This is a genomic window from Enterobacter cloacae complex sp. 2015409 (assembly GCF_041365315.1).
Lineage (GTDB): Bacteria > Pseudomonadota > Gammaproteobacteria > Enterobacterales > Enterobacteriaceae > Enterobacter > Enterobacter pseudoroggenkampii.
In genome coordinates this window covers 2280589-2297599 of sequence record NZ_JBFTVM010000001.1, presented here as the reverse complement: position 1 = coordinate 2297599, position 17011 = coordinate 2280589, and the positions used below count along the sequence as shown (strand labels likewise).

The window sequence follows — 17011 nt, the reverse complement described above, 5'->3', positions numbered from 1 at the left end:
AAAAATCCTTCAGGAGAGAAGCCATGAAGTGGCAACAACGTGTTCGTGTCGCAACTGGCCTGAGTTGCTGGCAGATAATGTTGCATTTACTGGTCGTGGCCGTACTGGTGATGGGCTGGATGAGCGGCACGCTGGTGCATGTTGGCCTGGGGCTATGCGTCCTTTACGGCGTCACCGTGCTGTCGATGCTGTTCTTACAGCGCCACCATGAAGCACGCTGGCGCGAGGTGGGTGATGTGCTCGAAGAGCTCACCACCACCTGGTATTTTGGTGCGGCGATGATCGTCCTGTGGCTGCTGTCACGCGTGCTGCAAAACAACCTGCTGCTGGCCCTGGCGGGTCTGGCTATCCTCGCAGGGCCTGCGGTGGTCTCGTTGCTGACCAAAGAGAAAAAGCTACGCGATGTTGCGTCTAAACATCGCGTACGCCACTGAGCCCGTCGTGGCCGCGATGACCAGTAGCGGCCACAAACTTCCCCAGACAATATCCAGACTCGCATCCTTCAGATAGATCTGCTTGGTGATATCCGTAAAGTGTCGTATCGGGTTTATCCACGTCAGATCCTGGAGCCACACCGGCATATTCTCGACGGGTGAGACGTACCCCGAGAGCAGGATCGCGGGCATCATAAAGACGAATACCCCGATAAACGCCTGCTGCTGCGTCGAGCAGAGTGCGGAAATCAGCAGCCCAAACCCCACCAGCGACAGCCCGTAAATCACCATCGTGAAGTAAAACAGCGCCAGCGATCCGGCGAACGGGATCTGGTAGGCCCAAATTCCCACCCCCAGCACGATGGTGGCCTGGAAGGTCGCGACAATCAGCGCCGGCACCGCTTTGCCGACGAAAATTTGCCAGGTGGCGAGCGGGGAGACCAGCAGCTGATCCAGCGTGCCCTGTTCGCGCTCGCGGGCGACGGAGAGAGAGGTCACAATCATCACCCCGATGGTGGTGATCATGGCGATCAGCGACGGCACCACAAACCACTTGTAGTCCAGATTCGGGTTATACCAGTTGCGCACCACCAGTTCGCTGTTGTTGGGCTTCGGTTTGCCGTCCATCAGCTCCTGCTGGTAATCCTTCACGACCTGCTGCAGATAGTTGGCCGCGATCTGGGCGCTGTTGGAGTTGCGTCCGTCGAGGATCAGCTGCAGCGGCGCGGTCTGGAAGGTATCCAGATTACGGGAAAAATCCGCCGGGAACCGCACCAGCAGCAGCGCTTTTTGCGTGTCGATGGTAGGCTGGATCTCCTGCGGGCTTTTTAGCAGCAGGATGTGGGTAAAGGCTTTCGCGCGGGCAAAACGCTGCGTCAGCTCAACGGCGTGTTTGCCGTTGTCTTCGTTGTAAATGGCGATGGTGGCGTTGGTCACCTCCAGCGTGGCGGCAAACGGGAACAGTAAAACCTGGATCAGCACCGGCAACACCAGAATGGCGCGGGTTTGCGGCTCGCGCAGCAGGGATTGCAACTCTTTGCGTATTAACGTCCATAAACGGTGAAACATGCGCGCTCCTTAATCTAACCGCCGTTTGGTTTTCATCCACGTCAACCCGATAAACATCGCCGCAGACGCCAGTAAAAACAGCGTATTGACGATCAGCACCACCGGAATATTCCCTGCCAGGAACAGGCTCTGCAGCGTGCTCACAAAGTAGCGCGCCGGAATCACGTAGGTCACGGCGCGGATCACGGCAGGCATGCTGTCTATCTGGAAGATAAAGCCGGACAGCATAATCGACGGCAAAAAGGCGGCGTTGAGGGCCACCTGGGCCGCGTTAAACTGGTTGCGGGTGATGGTGGAGATGAGCAGCCCCATCCCCAGCGTGCTGAGTAAAAACAGGCTGGTGATAAAGAACAGCACCACCAGCGAGCCGCGATACGGCACGCCGAGGATAAAGACGGACACCAGCATACAGAGCAGCATCGCCAGCATGCCGAGGAAGTAGTAGGGAATAAGCTTGCACAGCAGCAGCTCGACGCGCGTCACTTCGGTTGAAAGCAGCGCCTCCATGGTGCCGCGCTCCCACTCGCGGGCGATCACCAGCGAGGTCAGAATCGCGCCAATGACCGTCATGATAATCGTCACCGCGCCCGGAATAATAAAGTGCTGGCTGATGGCGGCGGGGTTAAACCAGTAGCGCGTCTGCACGTCGATCAGCGGTTTAAATTCTTCACCCCGATCTTCCGCCCGCTGCATCTGCCAGAGCTGCCAGATCCCCTCCGCGTAGCCCTGCACGAAGTTCGCGGTGTTCGGCTCGCTGCCGTCGGTGATCACCTGGATCGGCGCATCGGTATTCGCCCGCGCCATATTGGCGGCAAAATCCACCGGAATGACGACCAGACCGCGAATTTTCCCGGCCTGCATCTTCTGGATCAGTTCCTGACGATTGTCGCTGATGGTGGCGTCAATGTAGGGCGAGCCGGTCATGGCGTGGGTGAAGTCCAGCGCCTCCTCGCTCTGCTGCTCCAGCAAAATCCCGACCCGCAGCTTGCTGGAGTCCAGGTTAATGCCGTAGCCAAAGATAAACAGCAGCAGCAGGGGGATCACCACCGCAATCAGCCAGCTGCTGGGATCGCGCACGATCTGCCGCGTCTCTTTAACGCACAGCGCGCGCACCCGGCGCCAGGAAAGGGTGTTACTGCGCATGGGCATTCTCCTTATCCCAGTCGTGGATGAGGGTGATAAACGCCTGCTCCATGGTCGGGTCCGGGACCTCCTCGTCGGCGGCCTGGTTTTTCAGGTCGTCCGGGGTACCGTGGGCAATCAGCTTACCGCGATACACCAGCCCGATGCGGTCGCAGTACTCCGCCTCGTCCATGAAGTGGGTGGTTACCATCACGGTCACCCCTTTTTCCACCATGCTGTTGATATGCAGCCAGAACTCGCGGCGGGTGAGAGGATCAACGCCCGAGGTCGGTTCATCCAGAAACAGAATATCCGGCTCGTGCATCAGCGAGCAGGCCAGCGCCAGCCGCTGCTTAAAGCCGAGCGGCAGCTCGTCGGTGGCGTGGGAGGCAATGTTGGTTAACCCGAAGGCGTCGCTCATGCGGCGGATTTTGTCGTTCTGCGCGCGCCCGCGCAGGCCGTACACGCCGGAGAAAAAGCGCAGATTTTGCTCGACCGTCAGGTTGCCATACAGGGAGAATTTCTGCGCCATATAGCCCAGATGCTGGCGCGCCTTGCCGGAGCTGACCTTCAGGTCCATGTCCAGTACCAGCGCCTTGCCGGACGTCGGCACCAGCAGGCCGCACATCATCTTAAAGGTGGTCGATTTTCCCGCACCGTTCGGCCCGAGCAGGCCAAAAATCTCCCCGCGCTTCACCGCAAAATTGACGTTGTCGGTGGCGGCGAAATCCCCGAACTTTTTGGTGAGGGATTTGGCTTCAATGACCGTTTCGCCCGGCGTGCCTTCCACCGTGTGCAGAATGGCGCCAAGCGGCGACTCTGACGTCCCCGCGCCGCCCAGCAGGTCGATAAACGCATCTTCGAAACGCGGCGCCGTCTCTTCCATGTCGATCTCAGGCATGCCGGGCGCATGGCGAATATCGTCGACGGTGGCCTCTTTTTTGAGGATCACCCGCACCGAGCGGCCCTGAATCATCCCGTCGCTGACCTGCGGCAGCTTGAGCACCTGCTGCAGCAGCGTGCGGTTGGACGCCTGGGGGCTGTGCAGCAGGAAGCTGCGCCCGGCCATGCTCTGCGTCAGCGTCGTCGGCTCGCCCTGATAAAGCAGTTCGCCTTCGTTCATCAGCAGCACGTCCCGGCACTGCTCCGCTTCGTCGAGGTAGGAGGTGCTCCAGAGGATCAGCATCCCGTCGCCCGCCAGCTCGTGCACCATCTGCCACAATTCGCGGCGGGAAATCGGGTCTACGCCGACGCCGGGCTCATCCAGCAGCAGCACTTTTGGCTCGCCCACCAGCGTGCAGGCCAGCCCCAGCTTCTGCTTCATCCCGCCGGAGAGCTTGCCCGCCAGCCGGTCGGTGAACGGGCCGAGGGAGGTAAATTCCAGCAGGCGGGCGAAGGTTTTCTGTCGCGTTTCGCCGGTGACGCTGCGCAGGTCGGCGTACAGGTTCAGGTTTTCCATCACCGTCAGGTCTTCGTACAGGCCAAACTTCTGCGGCATATAGCCGAGCATAGCGTGGAGCGCGCCGTCATCTTTTATCGGGTCAAGGCCGAGCACGCGGGCCGATCCTTCATCCGGCTTCAGCAGCCCGGCCAGCATCCGCATCAGGGTGGTTTTCCCCGCGCCGTCCGGGCCGACCAGCCCGGTCACATAGCCTTTCTGGATGGTACAGTTCAGCGGTGCGACCGCGGGCTTATCCATCCCCTTAAAGCATTTAACCAGATTGTTGAGCTGAATAACCGCGTCATTCATGTCGTTCCCCGCCGTTCACTTTTACGGTGACGGGCATGCCCTGACGCAGCGCGTCATCCGCATCGGTCACGATGATGCGCAGGCGATACACCAGGTCGGTACGCAGGTCCGGTGTTTCTACTGTTTTCGGCGTGAATTCGGCGGTAGGGGAGACAAAGCCCACTTTGCCGTGATACGGCTTGTCCGGGCGACCGTCGGTATAGAGCAGCAGCTCGCGACCCGGCTGCATCTGGCCGAGGTTGGGCTCATCAATGTAGGCGCGTACCCAGACCGGGCGGGTCAGGGAGAGGGTTAACACGGTGCTGCCCGCGCTGAGCATGCTGCCCGGCTCCACGGCGCGGGTCATCAGCGTGCCGTCAGACGGTGCGATGAGCGTGGTGTCGTGCAGATCCAGCTCCGCCTGGGCCAGCTGCGCCTGCGCCTGTTCAAGGCTGGCTTTCGCCTGGGCGATATCCTGCGGGCGGTTACCGGTGTGGTACTGGCTTAACTTATCCTGCGCGGATTTCAGCGTTGCCTGCGCCTGGTCGCGGGAGGAGCGCGCATTTTCCAGGTCATTCGCGGAAATGGTTCGGCTTTTCCACAGCCCCTGCTGGCGAGCGTAGAAGTTCTGCGCGTAGTCATAGGCCGCCTGCGCCTGTTTGACGGCTGCCGCGGCCTGAGCGATCTCTTCGTCGCGATAGCCGGCCAGCATCAGGTCATACTGCGCCTGCGCAACGGAGACGCCCGCCTTGGCCTGCAGCAGCGCATTTTCATAGGGCGCTTTGTCCAGCATCCCCAGCGTCTGCCCGGTTTTAATGGCATCGCCTTCGTCAACGCTCAGCGCGGCGAGACGTCCGCCGACGCGGAAGCTCATGTTCACCGTGCGAATATCCACGTTACCGTACAGCGTCAGGCCTTTATCCTGATGGCTCTGGTACCACAGCCATCCTCCGACGCCCGCGGCAAGCAAAACAACAACCACCAGAATGATGGCGACAGGTTTTTTCATGACTTCAGGCTCCTTTGCGTTAAGCCTTGCAGGATCAGATCGAGATGACAGGCGATCACCTCACCGATCTGCGCGGCTTTATCCTCATCAAATTGTGTCCAGCCGGTGCGTAACAGGATGGTTTCCCGGCCCAGACGGAAGGCAAGGATTTCACCCAGCAGGGCGTGGGTATGCAAAATTGTCGCGGTATCGTTGGCATCCCGCCCGGTATAGGCGGCGATCAGCCGGGTCAGGTGGGAGTGCATCGGCTCAATCACCCGATCGTGTACCCGCTGATAGGCGGCAGTGGGGGAGAGCTGCTCGCGGGAGATAAACTTGCTCAGGTTGAGCGTATCGTCGTGGGTCAGCACGCGGATCATGTTGTGGCAGGCATTGAGGATCAGCTGGCGGATGGCCTCGCGATCGGGGGACGGCTGGCTGAGCAGCGCGGTGGCCTCCTCGACGTGCGGGTGAAACTGCGTGCCGATAAAATCGGCAATCCACTCGGCGCAGGCGAGATATAAATCCTCTTTTGAGCCAAAATAGTAGGTAATCGCCGCAATGTTTTGCCCGGCCAGCGCGGCGATATCGCGCGTGGTCGCATGCAGCCCGTACTCACCAAACTGCGCCAGCGCGGCGGCAATAAGCTGGTTTTTGGCCTGTTCACCTTTGGTTGTTGTGGGTGTTGTATTCATGGCGGCATTAAAAATTAATCAATCGATTGATTAAGATTATGCCTGATTCACGCTAACGTCGAGGGAATGCGGAGGGATATTTTATGCGCCACGTCACAAAAGCTGCTACACTCCGCCCCTTCGCGACATTGTGGTTTTTGTCCTCCCCTATTCGTTATATCTCCCTGAAAACTACACCTGTGATGGTCGGGGCGGTTCGGAGTTTTTATGTCTTTTGATTCCCTTGGCCTGAACCCGGAAATTCTGCGCGCGATCGCAGAGCAGGGCTACGTTGAGCCAACCCCAATCCAGCAGCAGGCGATCCCCGCCGTTCTTCAGGGCCGTGACCTGATGGCCAGCGCCCAGACCGGCACCGGTAAAACCGCGGGCTTTACGCTGCCGCTGTTAGAGCTGCTGGTAAAAAATCAGCCGCACGCCAAAGGCCGCCGTCCGGTTCGTGCGCTGATCCTCACCCCAACTCGCGAGCTGGCGGCTCAGATTGGTGAGAACGTGCGTGACTATAGCCGCTATCTCAACATTCGCTCGCTGGTGGTGTTCGGCGGCGTCAGCATCAACCCGCAGATGATGAAGCTGCGCGGCGGCGTCGACGTGCTGGTGGCAACGCCGGGTCGTCTGCTGGATCTGGAACACCAGAACGCGGTGAAGCTCGATAGCATTGAAATTCTGGTGCTGGACGAAGCCGACCGCATGCTCGACATGGGCTTTATTCACGATATTCGCCGCGTGCTGGCCAAGCTGCCGCCGCGTCGTCAGAACCTGCTCTTCTCCGCGACCTTCTCCGACGAGATCAAGGCGCTGGCGGAAAAGCTGCTGCATAACCCGCTGGAAGTGGAAGTGGCGCGCCGCAACACCGCCTCTGAGCAGGTGACGCAGCACGTTCACTTTGTTGATAAAAAGCGCAAGCGCGAACTGCTCTCCCAAATGATCGGCCAGGGTAACTGGCAGCAGGTGCTGGTCTTTACCCGCACCAAGCACGGCGCGAACCACCTGGCGGAACAGCTGAATAAAGACGGCATCCGTAGCGCGGCTATCCACGGCAACAAGAGCCAGGGCGCGCGTACCCGTGCGCTGGCGGACTTCAAGTCCGGCGACATCCGCGTGCTGGTGGCAACCGACATTGCTGCCCGTGGCCTCGACATTGAAGAGCTGCCGCACGTGGTGAACTACGAGCTGCCAAACGTGCCGGAAGACTACGTGCACCGTATCGGCCGTACCGGTCGTGCGGCGGCAACCGGCGAAGCGCTCTCTCTGGTTTGCGTGGACGAGCACAAGCTGCTGCGCGATATCGAACGTCTGCTGAAGAAAGAGATCCCGCGTATCGAAACCCCGGGGTATGAAGTGGATCCGTCGATCAAAGCCGAGCCGATTCAGAACGGTCGCCAGGGCGGTCGCGGTCAGGGCGGCGGTGGTCGCGGTCAGCAGCCGCGTCGTGCCGAAGGCGGCGCGCCGAAGTCAGCGGGCAAACCGCCGCGTCGTAGCAACGACAGCAAACCGGCCGGTGACAATCCGTGGCGCAGCGGCGAAGGCAAGCCGGCAGGAGAAGGGCAGCGCCGACGCCGCCCGCGTAAACCTGCTAACCCGCAGTAATCTGGAAGCCCGGTCGTAAAGCCGGGCTTTTCTTTTTGCGGCTGCGAAGAGAAAGTGCCACAATAGTGGCTGTTTATACAGTATTTCAGGTTTTCCGATGGCTTTAACCGCTGCGCTCAAGGCGCAAATTGGCGCATGGTATAAGGCGCTACAACAGCAGATCCCCGACTTTATCCCCCGAGCGCCGCAGCGGCAGATGATTGCTGACGTGGCAAAAACGCTCGCCGGGGACGACGGGCGCCATCTGGCGATTGAAGCCCCGACCGGCGTCGGGAAAACCTTGTCTTACCTCATTCCCGGCATTGCCATCGCGCGGGAAGAGGACAAAACGCTGGTGGTCAGCACCGCCAACGTGGCGCTGCAGGATCAGATTTTCAGCAAAGACCTGCCGCTGCTGCGCAAAATCATCCCCGACCTGCGGTTTACGGCCGCCTTTGGGCGCGGGCGTTACGTGTGCCCGCGTAACCTGGCGGCGCTGGCCAGCAGCGAGCCGAATCAACAGGATCTGCTCGCGTTTCTGGATGACGAGCTGACGCCAAACAATAAGGCCGAGCAGGAGCAGTGTGCAAAACTCAAAGCCGAGCTGGACGGCTATAAGTGGGACGGCCTGCGGGATCACACCAGCCAGGCCATCAGCGACGACTTATGGAGAAGGCTCAGCACCGACAAAGCCAGCTGTCTGAACCGCAACTGTCACTACTATCGCGAGTGCCCGTTCTTCGTCGCCCGGCGTGAAATTCAGGAAGCGGAGGTGGTTGTGGCTAACCACGCCCTGGTGATGGCGGCGCTGGAGAGCGAAGCAGTGCTGCCGGAGCCGAAAAACCTGCTGCTGGTGCTCGACGAAGGCCACCATCTGCCCGACGTGGCGCGCGACGCGCTGGAGATGAGCGCAGAAATTACCGCCCCCTGGTTCCGCCTGCAGCTGGATCTCTTCTGCAAGCTTGTCGCTACCTGCATGGAGCAGTTCCGGCCGAAAACCACGCCGCCGCTGGCGGTGCCGGAGCGTCTGAGCGACCACTGCGAAGAGGTTTACAGCCTTATCTCGTCGCTGAACAACATCCTGAATCTATATCTTCCCGCAACCCAGGAGGCGGAACACCGCTTTGCGATGGGCGAACTGCCGGACGAGGTGATGGAGATTTGCCAGCAGCTGGCGAAGCATCTCGAAAAGCTGCGCGGGCTGGCGGAGATGTTCTTAAACGATCTCAGCGAGAAAACCGGCTCACACGACGTGGTTCGCCTGCACCGTATTCTTTTGCAAATGAACCGTGCGCTCGGCATGTTTGAAGCCCAGAGCAAGCTCTGGCGGCTGGCCTCGATGGTGCAGGCGTCGGGCGCGCCGGTCACCAAATGGGCCACCCGTGAAGTGCGCGACGGGCAGGTTCATCTGTTTTTCCACTGCGTGGGCATCCGCGTGGCCGATCAGCTGGAAAAGCTCATCTGGCGGAGCGTGCCGCACGTGGTGGTCACCTCTGCCACGCTGCGCTCCCTGAACAGTTTTTCGCGTTTGCAGGAAATGAGCGGGCTTAAAGAGAAAGCGGGCGATCGTTTTGTCGCGCTGGACTCGCCGTTTAACCACTGCGAGCAGGGGAAGCTGGTGATCCCGCGCATGAAATTCGAGCCGCTGATCGACAACGAAGAGCAGCACATTGCGGAAATGGCGGCCTACTTCCGCGAACAGGTTGAGAGCAGGAAATACCCCGGCATGCTGGTGCTGTTTGCCAGCGGGCGCGCGATGCAGCGCTTCCTGGAGCACGTCACCGATCTGCGTTTACTCCTGCTGGTGCAGGGCGATCAGCCGCGCTACCGGCTGGTGGAAACGCACCGCAAACGTATCGATAATGGCGAGCGCAGCGTGCTGGTGGGATTGCAGTCCTTCGCGGAAGGTCTGGATCTGAAAGGGGACTACCTGACGCAGGTGCATATCCATAAAATCGCCTTCCCGCCTATCGACAGCCCGGTCGTCATCACCGAAGGCGAGTGGCTGAAAAGCCTCAACCGCTATCCGTTTGAGGTGCAGAGTTTACCTGCGGCGTCGTTTAACCTTATTCAGCAGGTCGGGCGTCTGATTCGTAGCCACGGCTGCTGGGGGGAGGTGGTGATTTATGACAAACGTCTGCTCACCAAAAACTACGGCCAGCGGCTGCTGAACGCGCTGCCGATCTTTCCGATTGAACAGCCAGAGGTGCCCGAGGTAAAAAAACGCCCGGCAACACTGACCGCCGGGCGCAGGAAAAGCATCCGTGCTAAGGGGCGCGATCCTACTGGTAAGTGAAGGTCACCTGCACCACGCTGCTGAACGTCCCCGCGCTCACCGGCATGGAGGTGGCGTAGTATCGTGCGGCGAGTGGGAAATCGACGGTATGATCGCTTTGATTAACCAGGGCGCTGAAGCTCGCCTGCGGGGCAATCGTAATGCGATCCAGGCGGTCTGCCAGCTCCAGAGCCAGCCCGCCGGCGCTGCCCGTGCTGGCAAATTTCGTCGGGTGTACGCTGTCTGCCTGGCCGTTAAAGGTCGCGGTGGCGAGCGTGGTGGTGGACGGGCATTTGGACAGCGTAAGATCAAAATTCTTCCACTCCCCGGTATCCCCCACATCCTTAAAATCGCTGGAGGCGGCTTGTCCCAGGTTAACGGTCAAATTCTGGCTGGCGCTGTCTACCGAGCAGGTATTGGCGATGATATTGCCTCTCATCTGGATCGCGATCTCATCGGCATTCGCCTGCGTGAGAAGGCCTGCCAGTAGTAACAAGGTGATTTTTTTCATTTATATCCCAACGTAATCGTGGCAATGCTGTTTGCTGTCCCGGGGGTGACGCTGGCTGCCGTTTGTTGATATGCGACCTCAAACGGGATCGCCAGCGGAACGTTCGCTTGTGCAACTGCCGCCGTATTCTTGTAAGTATCAAAGTTGGCAATTTCCCCGTCGAACATCATGCGCACTCCTACGCCGGTTGCTACGCCACTCTCCTGAGTCAGTTTTACGACGCCAGGGAAATCTGTTTCATAGCCGTTTGCACTGGTGATCATCACTTGAGGCTGTACGGTGTTATTGCAGTTAACGGTAATGTCGAACGTCTGAGGCGACGTCAGAGTTCCTGTCCCGGTGAAGTCGCTGACAGGGAAATTGCCCAGCGTCACGGTGAGGCTTTTCGGCGAAACTGAGCAGGTGACTTCGTTAAACGTGATATTTCCTGAATAGGAAAGGGTGTTCGGACTGCCTAAACCTTCGTGATTGTAAACGCCAAGCCCAAACTCCGTCTGAGCCTGAGAAAGCGAGCCTGAGGACACCGTGGAGCTGGTTTTCACCAGTTCCAGAGTTACGTCAAAATTGAACGAGAGCTGTCCATCTGAAGAGAGATATCCCACCGGCGTATTCCGGGAATCACAGTGGACGCCACCGGCCCCCTGGATGCGTTGCCCCTGATCGTTCATCAGGGCGATACCAATCCCGGCGACACCAGAGTCGTACACGCCCGGCAGGCCCGCTATTTCTGAACCGGAACCATAATAGCAAGCCACTATTTCCATCCCCGGGCTGTAGGTACTGGAGCAATTCCCGGCAACGTGCACCGTCTGCTCTGAACCCGGAATGGTCGCGCCAACGGCCAGCGAGGTGGGTACCGATATGGAGGCCACATCAATCATCTTTGGCATATCCGGAGACGTGCATGACGCTTTCGCGTGCGGCATAAAAAATGCGGATATTCCCAGCACTAACAATAAAAAACTCTGTTTAACGATTTGCATCATCTTTCGTCTCAACCAGTGCATTACTGACATGTTGCGGCAGCGGTAATAATGCCGGATTTATCTCTCTCTTCAGCCAGCGTGTACTGCGCGATGCATTGTTCGCTGGCATTGTCACCCCACGCAACGGAGAGTTTTCCGCGTGCGGGGAGGCCGGAGAGGTACGTTTGGCCATCTGAGCCAACGATAAATTCGTTGTCCTTATCCTCAGTGGTCACCGTCGCGCCGAAGGGCAGCGGTTTACCGTTGTGCGTGAGCGTCATCAGCACGCGATTGCCCACGCGGGTAGTAAAGCTGGCGCGAACTACGGCGCCGCGTGTAGGGGTCACTACCTGCGCCGCGTGCGTCACGTCGGCATCATCCGGCAGCGTTTCGGTATCCAGCGCAATGGTGTTATGGCGATACGCGGTGACGAATGGTACGACGGTGTAGCCGCGGAAATCGGTCTCAACGCCCGTCTGGTTGGTGATATGCGTCCCGTGCGTTCCCGGCGCCTTCACCAGCGCGATGGTCTCACCGAGCGGCTGGCTCAGGGTGATGCCGTTGGCATGGGCAACCACGCCGCCCTGCAAACCGACGTTCACGGTCTGCTGGTATTTATCCTGACTGACGCCTGCGCTCACTTCGCCATAGGTCGCTTTGTAATCGGCGTTCATGCTGGTGGAGTTACTGCTGCCGGTACTGCTCACCCCTTCCTGAATATTCCAGTTCAGGTTGTCTTCCTTCAGCGCCGTGCCGTTCAGGCCGATATTCTGCGTGGTACCGTCTTTGGTATTGTTCAGGTTGTAGGTGGCCCAGGTGTTATGCATCCAGTGGTCCAGCGGCACGGAGACGCTCAGCGAGAACTGGTTGTCGTTCGTCACTTCGTCGCCGTTTTCATCGCTGTCCTGGGTGTTCTTGTTCATGCTGTAGCTCAGGCTGTAGCTCACCCCGTGCCAGCTGTTGTTGTAGCTGACGCTCATGGAGGTCATGTCCTGGTTCTGGCTCCAGTAAGTCTCTTTCACCATGTTCAGGGTGACGGACCCCCAGCCTTCGGGCAGCGTCTGGTCGATGGTGGCCTCGGTTCGGGCGCGGCGCTGCTGGGGGGCAGACCAGTCGTCAGAGCGGGTATATGACTCCATGGTGTCTTCCAGGGTGTAAAACCCTTTGCTGTTGTAGCGATAGCCCGCGAGCGAGAAGTTGGTGCCTGAACCGGCAAAATCTTTGCTGTAGCGCACGCGCCAGGACTGGCCTTTGCTGGCCTGCTGCTTTTTCAGCAGGGCCTTTGCGCGGGTGACGTCGATGGAGAACGCCCCTAAATCGCCCATGTTTTTCCCGGCGCCGAGCGCCTGGGACTGATAGTGGCTGCTCTGCTGTATGCCGCCGTAAGCGGTAAAACCAAAGGGCAGGCCGTAAATTGCGCTGCCCTGGGCAAACGGAGTTTTCTCGACGTCTTTGTCGTAGGAACGGTACCGCCCGGCGGTCACGCTGTAGCGCAGGTTTTTTTCGCGCTGCAGTACCGGTACGGAGGCATATGGCACCACGAAATGGCTTTCGCTGCCGTCGGTCTCTTTCACGGTGACCTGCAGATCGCCGCTGCTGCCGGTGGGGTAAAGGTCGTTAATTTCAAACGCGCCGGGAGCGACCGTGTTCTGATAAATGACGTAGCCGTTCTGGCGAACCATCACCAGCGCATTGCTGTGTGCGGTGCCGCGAATAATGGGCGCATAGCCTTTTTCGCTGTCCGGCAGCATGTCGCTGTCGGATTTAAGCTCCACGCCGGTGTAGGGTACGCTGTCAAAAACATCAGAAGGCGAAGAGCTTTGTCCAACGGTGAGATCGCTTTTCATCGCCACGATATCGCGCTGGGCATAGGTATAAACGGAAGAGAATTTTTGCTGCTCTTCCTTGCCCTGGGTGCTGCGATTCCACGTGGAGTAGTTGCGTACGCGCCAGGCGCCAACGTTAAACCCGGGACGCAGGTTAACGTACTGGCTGCTGTTATTCTGCTCGCCCGACTGTCGCGCATGGCTCTGGCTGGCGGTCACGCTGTAGTTGAGAATACCTGCGGTGATCCCCTCGTCGAATTCTTTCGGGTCGATATAGCCGCGTGGAACCTGGCCCAGGGCCAGTTGAGGGATACTGAGCAGCAGCTGCTGATTGCGAACGTGAAACGACGTGGAGGCTGCCGGGATGGCGGTTAAATCGGCACACTGGCCTTTTGCCATCAGCGCCGGATATTTTTGGGTTTTGATCCCAAGGCTTTTTAAATCATTCAGGCTAAAGCAGGGCTGAAGTGAACTGCTGCCGTGTGAACCTTTATGCAATGTGAACGTGACGTCGCGGGTATCAATTTTATTATTATTAATAAAAATAGCGACCTGATATTTCCCCGGTGCCTGCCCTGGCCCTTTTTCGTAAACCGACAGATCGGTCTTACCCTGTTGCGGATTATCAATATCCAGCAGCGCGGGGTTAAAATAATCATCAGCCATAACCTGCTGCGCAAAGATCGCCAGTGCCAGGCCACAGAGAATGACCAGCAGGGATGAAATTCGGCAGGTAAACGGCTTTTTATGGCTGTACATGATTATTTTATTACCGGGGGATAGTATTAACGAACGGCTTTCGACCAGGTATGGCTGATGCTGCCGTAATCAGTAATAATGGAATACGTGACGGTTGAGCCTCCGATATTGCCAGGCAAGGCAAAATGCGTTTCCGTTTTCGGGACCGCCCAGGTGGCTTTTGTTACTTTATGACCGTTCAGCGTGACGGTCTGGAAGTTCATAAAGAAAGGCGTGGGGTTATTCACCACCAGTTCATTACCTTCACGGCGCCATTCAAGCTTATCGGCCACCTCTTCTGGTCTGCCTTTTACTGCTGACGGGCGATAAAGCAATTTAATACGCGTATTAATGGCAATTTGTAGCGTATTCACACCTTCGACGTGCTTTGATGAAGGGATCGCTTTAATATTCAACCAGTACAGTGTTTCCCTGTCTTCCGGTAAATTTCCGCCCGTACGTACAACGCGCAGAACGTTATCTTCTTTCGCATCCAGACGGAAAAGAGGAGGGGTGATCAGGAACGGCGCTTTGGCCAGGTTTTTACCGCCAGAGTCGACCCAGGACTGTACCAGATAATCCGTTGCATCTGGGTTTGAAAGACCAAGAGACGATTCCTTTTTCTCTCCCTGGTAGACCAGACGTGTGCCATTAATAATGACACCTGCATGTGCAGTAGAGGCCGCCAGTAAAAGCGTGCTCAGTAAATAACCGTGGCGCATAAATATTTCTCAATAAGATAAGAGATATTAACGCGTATAACCGCGTTAATATCTCAGGATTGATAATATCAGTTATAGATAACGGTGAAGGTCGAAACGGAGTTAGCCGGACCTGCGGTAATCGCGGCCCCGGTTTGAATATAACGCGCGCCGAATATCAGGTCGTTAACTGCTGTACCGGAGGCTAACGGATATTGCTGAGAAGGGGTGTACAGACTCACCGGCTGCTCAGAAGCGTCAACCAGCTGAATAGCGACACCCGTTGCCGCATCCACATCCGGCGTTAATGCCAGCGTTGCGTTGTTATTCGCATCCGGCGTTCCGCCGAAGTTAATCGCTGCAGAGGTAACGGTTTCCGGACAGTCTTTTAACTGAATATCGAACTTCGTTAACGTGCTGGTAGAGCCTGCACCGGTAAATACCGTTTTAGAGACTTTGCCTAACTGAACGTTTAACGGGTTACTTAACCCATTAACCACCTGACACGCTGAATCAATAATTTCTCCGGTGAAATTGATCTGCCCTTCACCGTTTGTTGCCGCAAATGCGGATGCAGAACATCCCACCGCTGCGGCGATGAATAAACCTAAAGCAACCTTGTTCATAGTGAATCCTGATATGTGACTGGTGCGAACGTTGCCTGGACGTTTTCACCGTTGACCCTGGAAGACTTTCCGCTGGTTATTTAATCAAAAAATACATGTCTAAGAATCTTCTGCAGAAATCACAAATAATTGAAAAATTTCTTGTATATATTTTTTTTCATTAAAACAGAGCATTGGGTTAGGGGATAAAACACTAACGGCCGGGCAATCATCAGGGCTATATTGTTAACAAGATGATGCTGTCAGGAGAGAAGTCGTGGATTACCGCAAAATTATCAAAGAGGTAGGGCGTGGGAAAAATCATGCCCGCGATCTGGACCATGAAACCGCGCGTGCACTTTACACCCGCATGCTTGAGGGCGACGTCCCCGACCTGGAAATGGGGGGCATTCTGATCGCGCTGCGTATCAAAGGAGAGGGTGAGGCGGAGATGCGCGGGTTCTATGAAGCCATGCAGGCGCAAACGCTGCGCTTAACGCCGCCTGTGGCAAAGCCCATGCCGATCGTAATCCCGAGCTACAACGGCGCGCGCAAGCAGGCAAATTTAACCCCGCTTCTTGCTATTTTATTACACAAGCTGGGGTTCCCGGTGGTGGTGCACGGGGTTAGTGAAGACCCCACTCGCGTACTGACGGAAACCATTTTCGGGATGCTGGGCATCGAGCCAACGCGTCATGCCGGTCAGGCGCAGGCGAAGCTGGATGGCCATCAGCCCGTTTATATCCCGGTTGGCACACTTTGCCCGCCGCTTGAAAAGCAGCTCGATATGCGCTGGCGCATGGGCGTGCGCAACAGCGCGCACACGCTGGCGAAGCTGGCCACACCGTTTGGCGAAGATGCCGCCCTTCGTCTTTCCAGCGTCTCGCACCCGGAATACGTGGCGCGTGTGGGTCAGTTCTTTGCGGCTATTGGTGGAAGGGCGTTACTGATGCACGGCACGGAAGGTGAGGTTTATGCGAACCCACAGCGTTGCCCGCAGGTGATGCTGATCGATTCTGCTGGTACGCGCGTCATTCTGGAACGCGGGGAGGAAAATAGCGGTGTGATATTGCCTGAGGCAAAAGATCCCCATACTACAGCCCACTGGATTGAGCAGTGCCTTGCTGGAAATGTTCCTGTTCCGCATTCGATCAAGCTGCAGATGGCCTGCTGTTTGCTGGCAACCGGTGAAGTGGACACGGTAGAAGCCGGGCTGGCACGCGTGGCGCAGTCTTTTTAACTAAAAAAAAGCCCGTCCAGTGGCGGACGGGCAAGCAAGGGTAACAAACAACAGGGTCAATGAGGGTTGGAGCAGCTCACCAGAGGGTTTGGCGAGGGGACAGCATTCGTTCAGGCGATTATTTGTAGATAACCGCGGTGCCGCTCAGCTTGTTATTGCCGTTAGCGGAGGTAATGGTGTATCCGCTTGCACCGGCAGCAGCGGCTTTCTCAGCCAGTTTGGCTTCCAGACCGTCCAGCGTGGTCGCGCCATCAGCACTCACCACACCGACTTTGTTCATGTTCTGTGCCTGAGTTGAAGAGACTGGCTCTACGGCGAAAGCGCCGAAGGACAGAGCGGACAGGGCAACAGCAGCTACAGCATATTTGATGGTTTTCATAATTAATCTCTCGCAGGTGTTTCTGTTAAGGGGACGATGTTCCGTCGATGTGATGAGTATCACGTTTTTTTGCGAGGGATAAAATCGAAGAGAATTGACGTGGTTGCTCAAAAAAACTGAATGACAAATAACTTATTGAATATTAATAAATTCAAACTGGCGATTTACA

General features: G+C 57.4%; 15 protein-coding genes. 4 read left to right on the top strand and 11 right to left on the bottom strand.

Translation table 11 applies throughout. From position 1 onward, the window contains the following. Window positions 1-23 precede the first annotated feature (23 nt). Window positions 24-434 carry a YbhQ family protein gene (locus tag ACDO57_RS11210; protein WP_061715717.1) on the top strand — a complete coding sequence of 137 codons (411 nt, stop codon included), beginning with the start codon at window positions 24-26 and terminating at the stop codon, window positions 432-434. Here ACDO57_RS11210 and ACDO57_RS11205 read toward each other — a convergent pair. From ACDO57_RS11205 to cecR, 5 genes are read right to left on the bottom strand one after another with little or no spacing between them, the layout of a single operon-like run. Continuing rightward, a complete protein-coding gene (locus ACDO57_RS11205; protein ID WP_045909494.1) occupies window positions 396-1502 on the bottom strand; it encodes an ABC transporter permease in 1107 nt (368 codons plus the stop codon). The two genes, ACDO57_RS11210 and ACDO57_RS11205, sit on opposite strands and share 39 nt — an antisense overlap. 9 nt (window positions 1503-1511) lie before the next feature. Beyond that, window positions 1512-2645, bottom strand: a complete 1134-nt coding sequence (locus ACDO57_RS11200) for an ABC transporter permease (protein WP_090417702.1) — start codon at window positions 2643-2645, stop codon at window positions 1512-1514. After that, entirely contained in the window at window positions 2635-4374 is a 1740-nt protein-coding gene (locus tag ACDO57_RS11195) for an ATP-binding cassette domain-containing protein (RefSeq protein ID WP_061715715.1), read from the bottom strand. Before ACDO57_RS11195 ends, ACDO57_RS11200 begins: the two co-directional genes overlap by 11 nt. Beyond that, window positions 4367-5362: a secretion protein HlyD gene (gene hlyD, locus ACDO57_RS11190; RefSeq protein WP_061715714.1), complete on the bottom strand. Its 996-nt coding sequence runs from the start codon at window positions 5360-5362 to the stop codon at window positions 4367-4369. The genes ACDO57_RS11195 and hlyD overlap by 8 nt, the downstream gene beginning before the upstream one ends. After that, complete coding sequence (gene cecR, locus ACDO57_RS11185; protein ID WP_024908725.1) at window positions 5359-6036, bottom strand: transcriptional regulator CecR; 678 nt, start codon at window positions 6034-6036, stop codon at window positions 5359-5361. The genes hlyD and cecR overlap by 4 nt, the downstream gene beginning before the upstream one ends. A 207-nt stretch (window positions 6037-6243) precedes the next feature. On the opposite strand from cecR, the gene rhlE reads away from it, so the two are divergent. Together rhlE and dinG are read left to right on the top strand one after the other, a co-directional pair. Beyond that, window positions 6244-7623 (top strand): ATP-dependent RNA helicase RhlE, encoded by a 1380-nt coding sequence (rhlE, locus tag ACDO57_RS11180; protein WP_024908724.1) that lies wholly within the window; start codon window positions 6244-6246, stop codon window positions 7621-7623. Between the two features lie 97 nt (window positions 7624-7720). After that, window positions 7721-9898, top strand: a complete 2178-nt coding sequence (dinG, locus tag ACDO57_RS11175) for an ATP-dependent DNA helicase DinG (protein ID WP_370883978.1) — start codon at window positions 7721-7723, stop codon at window positions 9896-9898. Here dinG and ACDO57_RS11170 read toward each other — a convergent pair. The 5 genes from ACDO57_RS11170 to ACDO57_RS11150 form a co-directional block, all read right to left on the bottom strand. Further along, the gene (locus ACDO57_RS11170; protein WP_370883977.1) at window positions 9885-10388 is read right to left on the bottom strand and encodes a fimbrial protein; all 504 of its coding nucleotides are present in this window, start codon (window positions 10386-10388) and stop codon (window positions 9885-9887) included. The two genes, dinG and ACDO57_RS11170, sit on opposite strands and share 14 nt — an antisense overlap. Next, window positions 10385-11371, bottom strand: a complete 987-nt coding sequence (locus ACDO57_RS11165) for a fimbrial protein (protein WP_061715711.1) — start codon at window positions 11369-11371, stop codon at window positions 10385-10387. The genes ACDO57_RS11170 and ACDO57_RS11165 overlap by 4 nt, the downstream gene beginning before the upstream one ends. 23 nt (window positions 11372-11394) lie before the next feature. After that, window positions 11395-13938: a fimbria/pilus outer membrane usher protein gene (locus ACDO57_RS11160; RefSeq protein WP_370883976.1), complete on the bottom strand. Its 2544-nt coding sequence runs from the start codon at window positions 13936-13938 to the stop codon at window positions 11395-11397. Between the two features lie 26 nt (window positions 13939-13964). Continuing rightward, a complete protein-coding gene (locus tag ACDO57_RS11155) occupies window positions 13965-14639 on the bottom strand; it encodes a molecular chaperone (protein WP_148769789.1) in 675 nt (224 codons plus the stop codon). Between the two features lie 68 nt (window positions 14640-14707). Further along, complete coding sequence (locus tag ACDO57_RS11150) at window positions 14708-15244, bottom strand: fimbrial protein (protein WP_024908718.1); 537 nt, start codon at window positions 15242-15244, stop codon at window positions 14708-14710. 256 nt (window positions 15245-15500) lie between these two features. On the opposite strand from ACDO57_RS11150, the gene ybiB reads away from it, so the two are divergent. Continuing rightward, window positions 15501-16463 carry a DNA-binding protein YbiB gene (gene ybiB / locus ACDO57_RS11145; protein WP_157188800.1) on the top strand — a complete coding sequence of 321 codons (963 nt, stop codon included), beginning with the start codon at window positions 15501-15503 and terminating at the stop codon, window positions 16461-16463. A 118-nt stretch (window positions 16464-16581) separates the two neighbouring features. On the opposite strand, the gene ybiJ is transcribed toward ybiB, so the two are convergent. Continuing rightward, window positions 16582-16842: a DUF1471 family protein YbiJ gene (gene ybiJ / locus ACDO57_RS11140; RefSeq protein WP_023310874.1), complete on the bottom strand. Its 261-nt coding sequence runs from the start codon at window positions 16840-16842 to the stop codon at window positions 16582-16584. Between the last annotated feature and the right edge of the window lie 169 nt (window positions 16843-17011).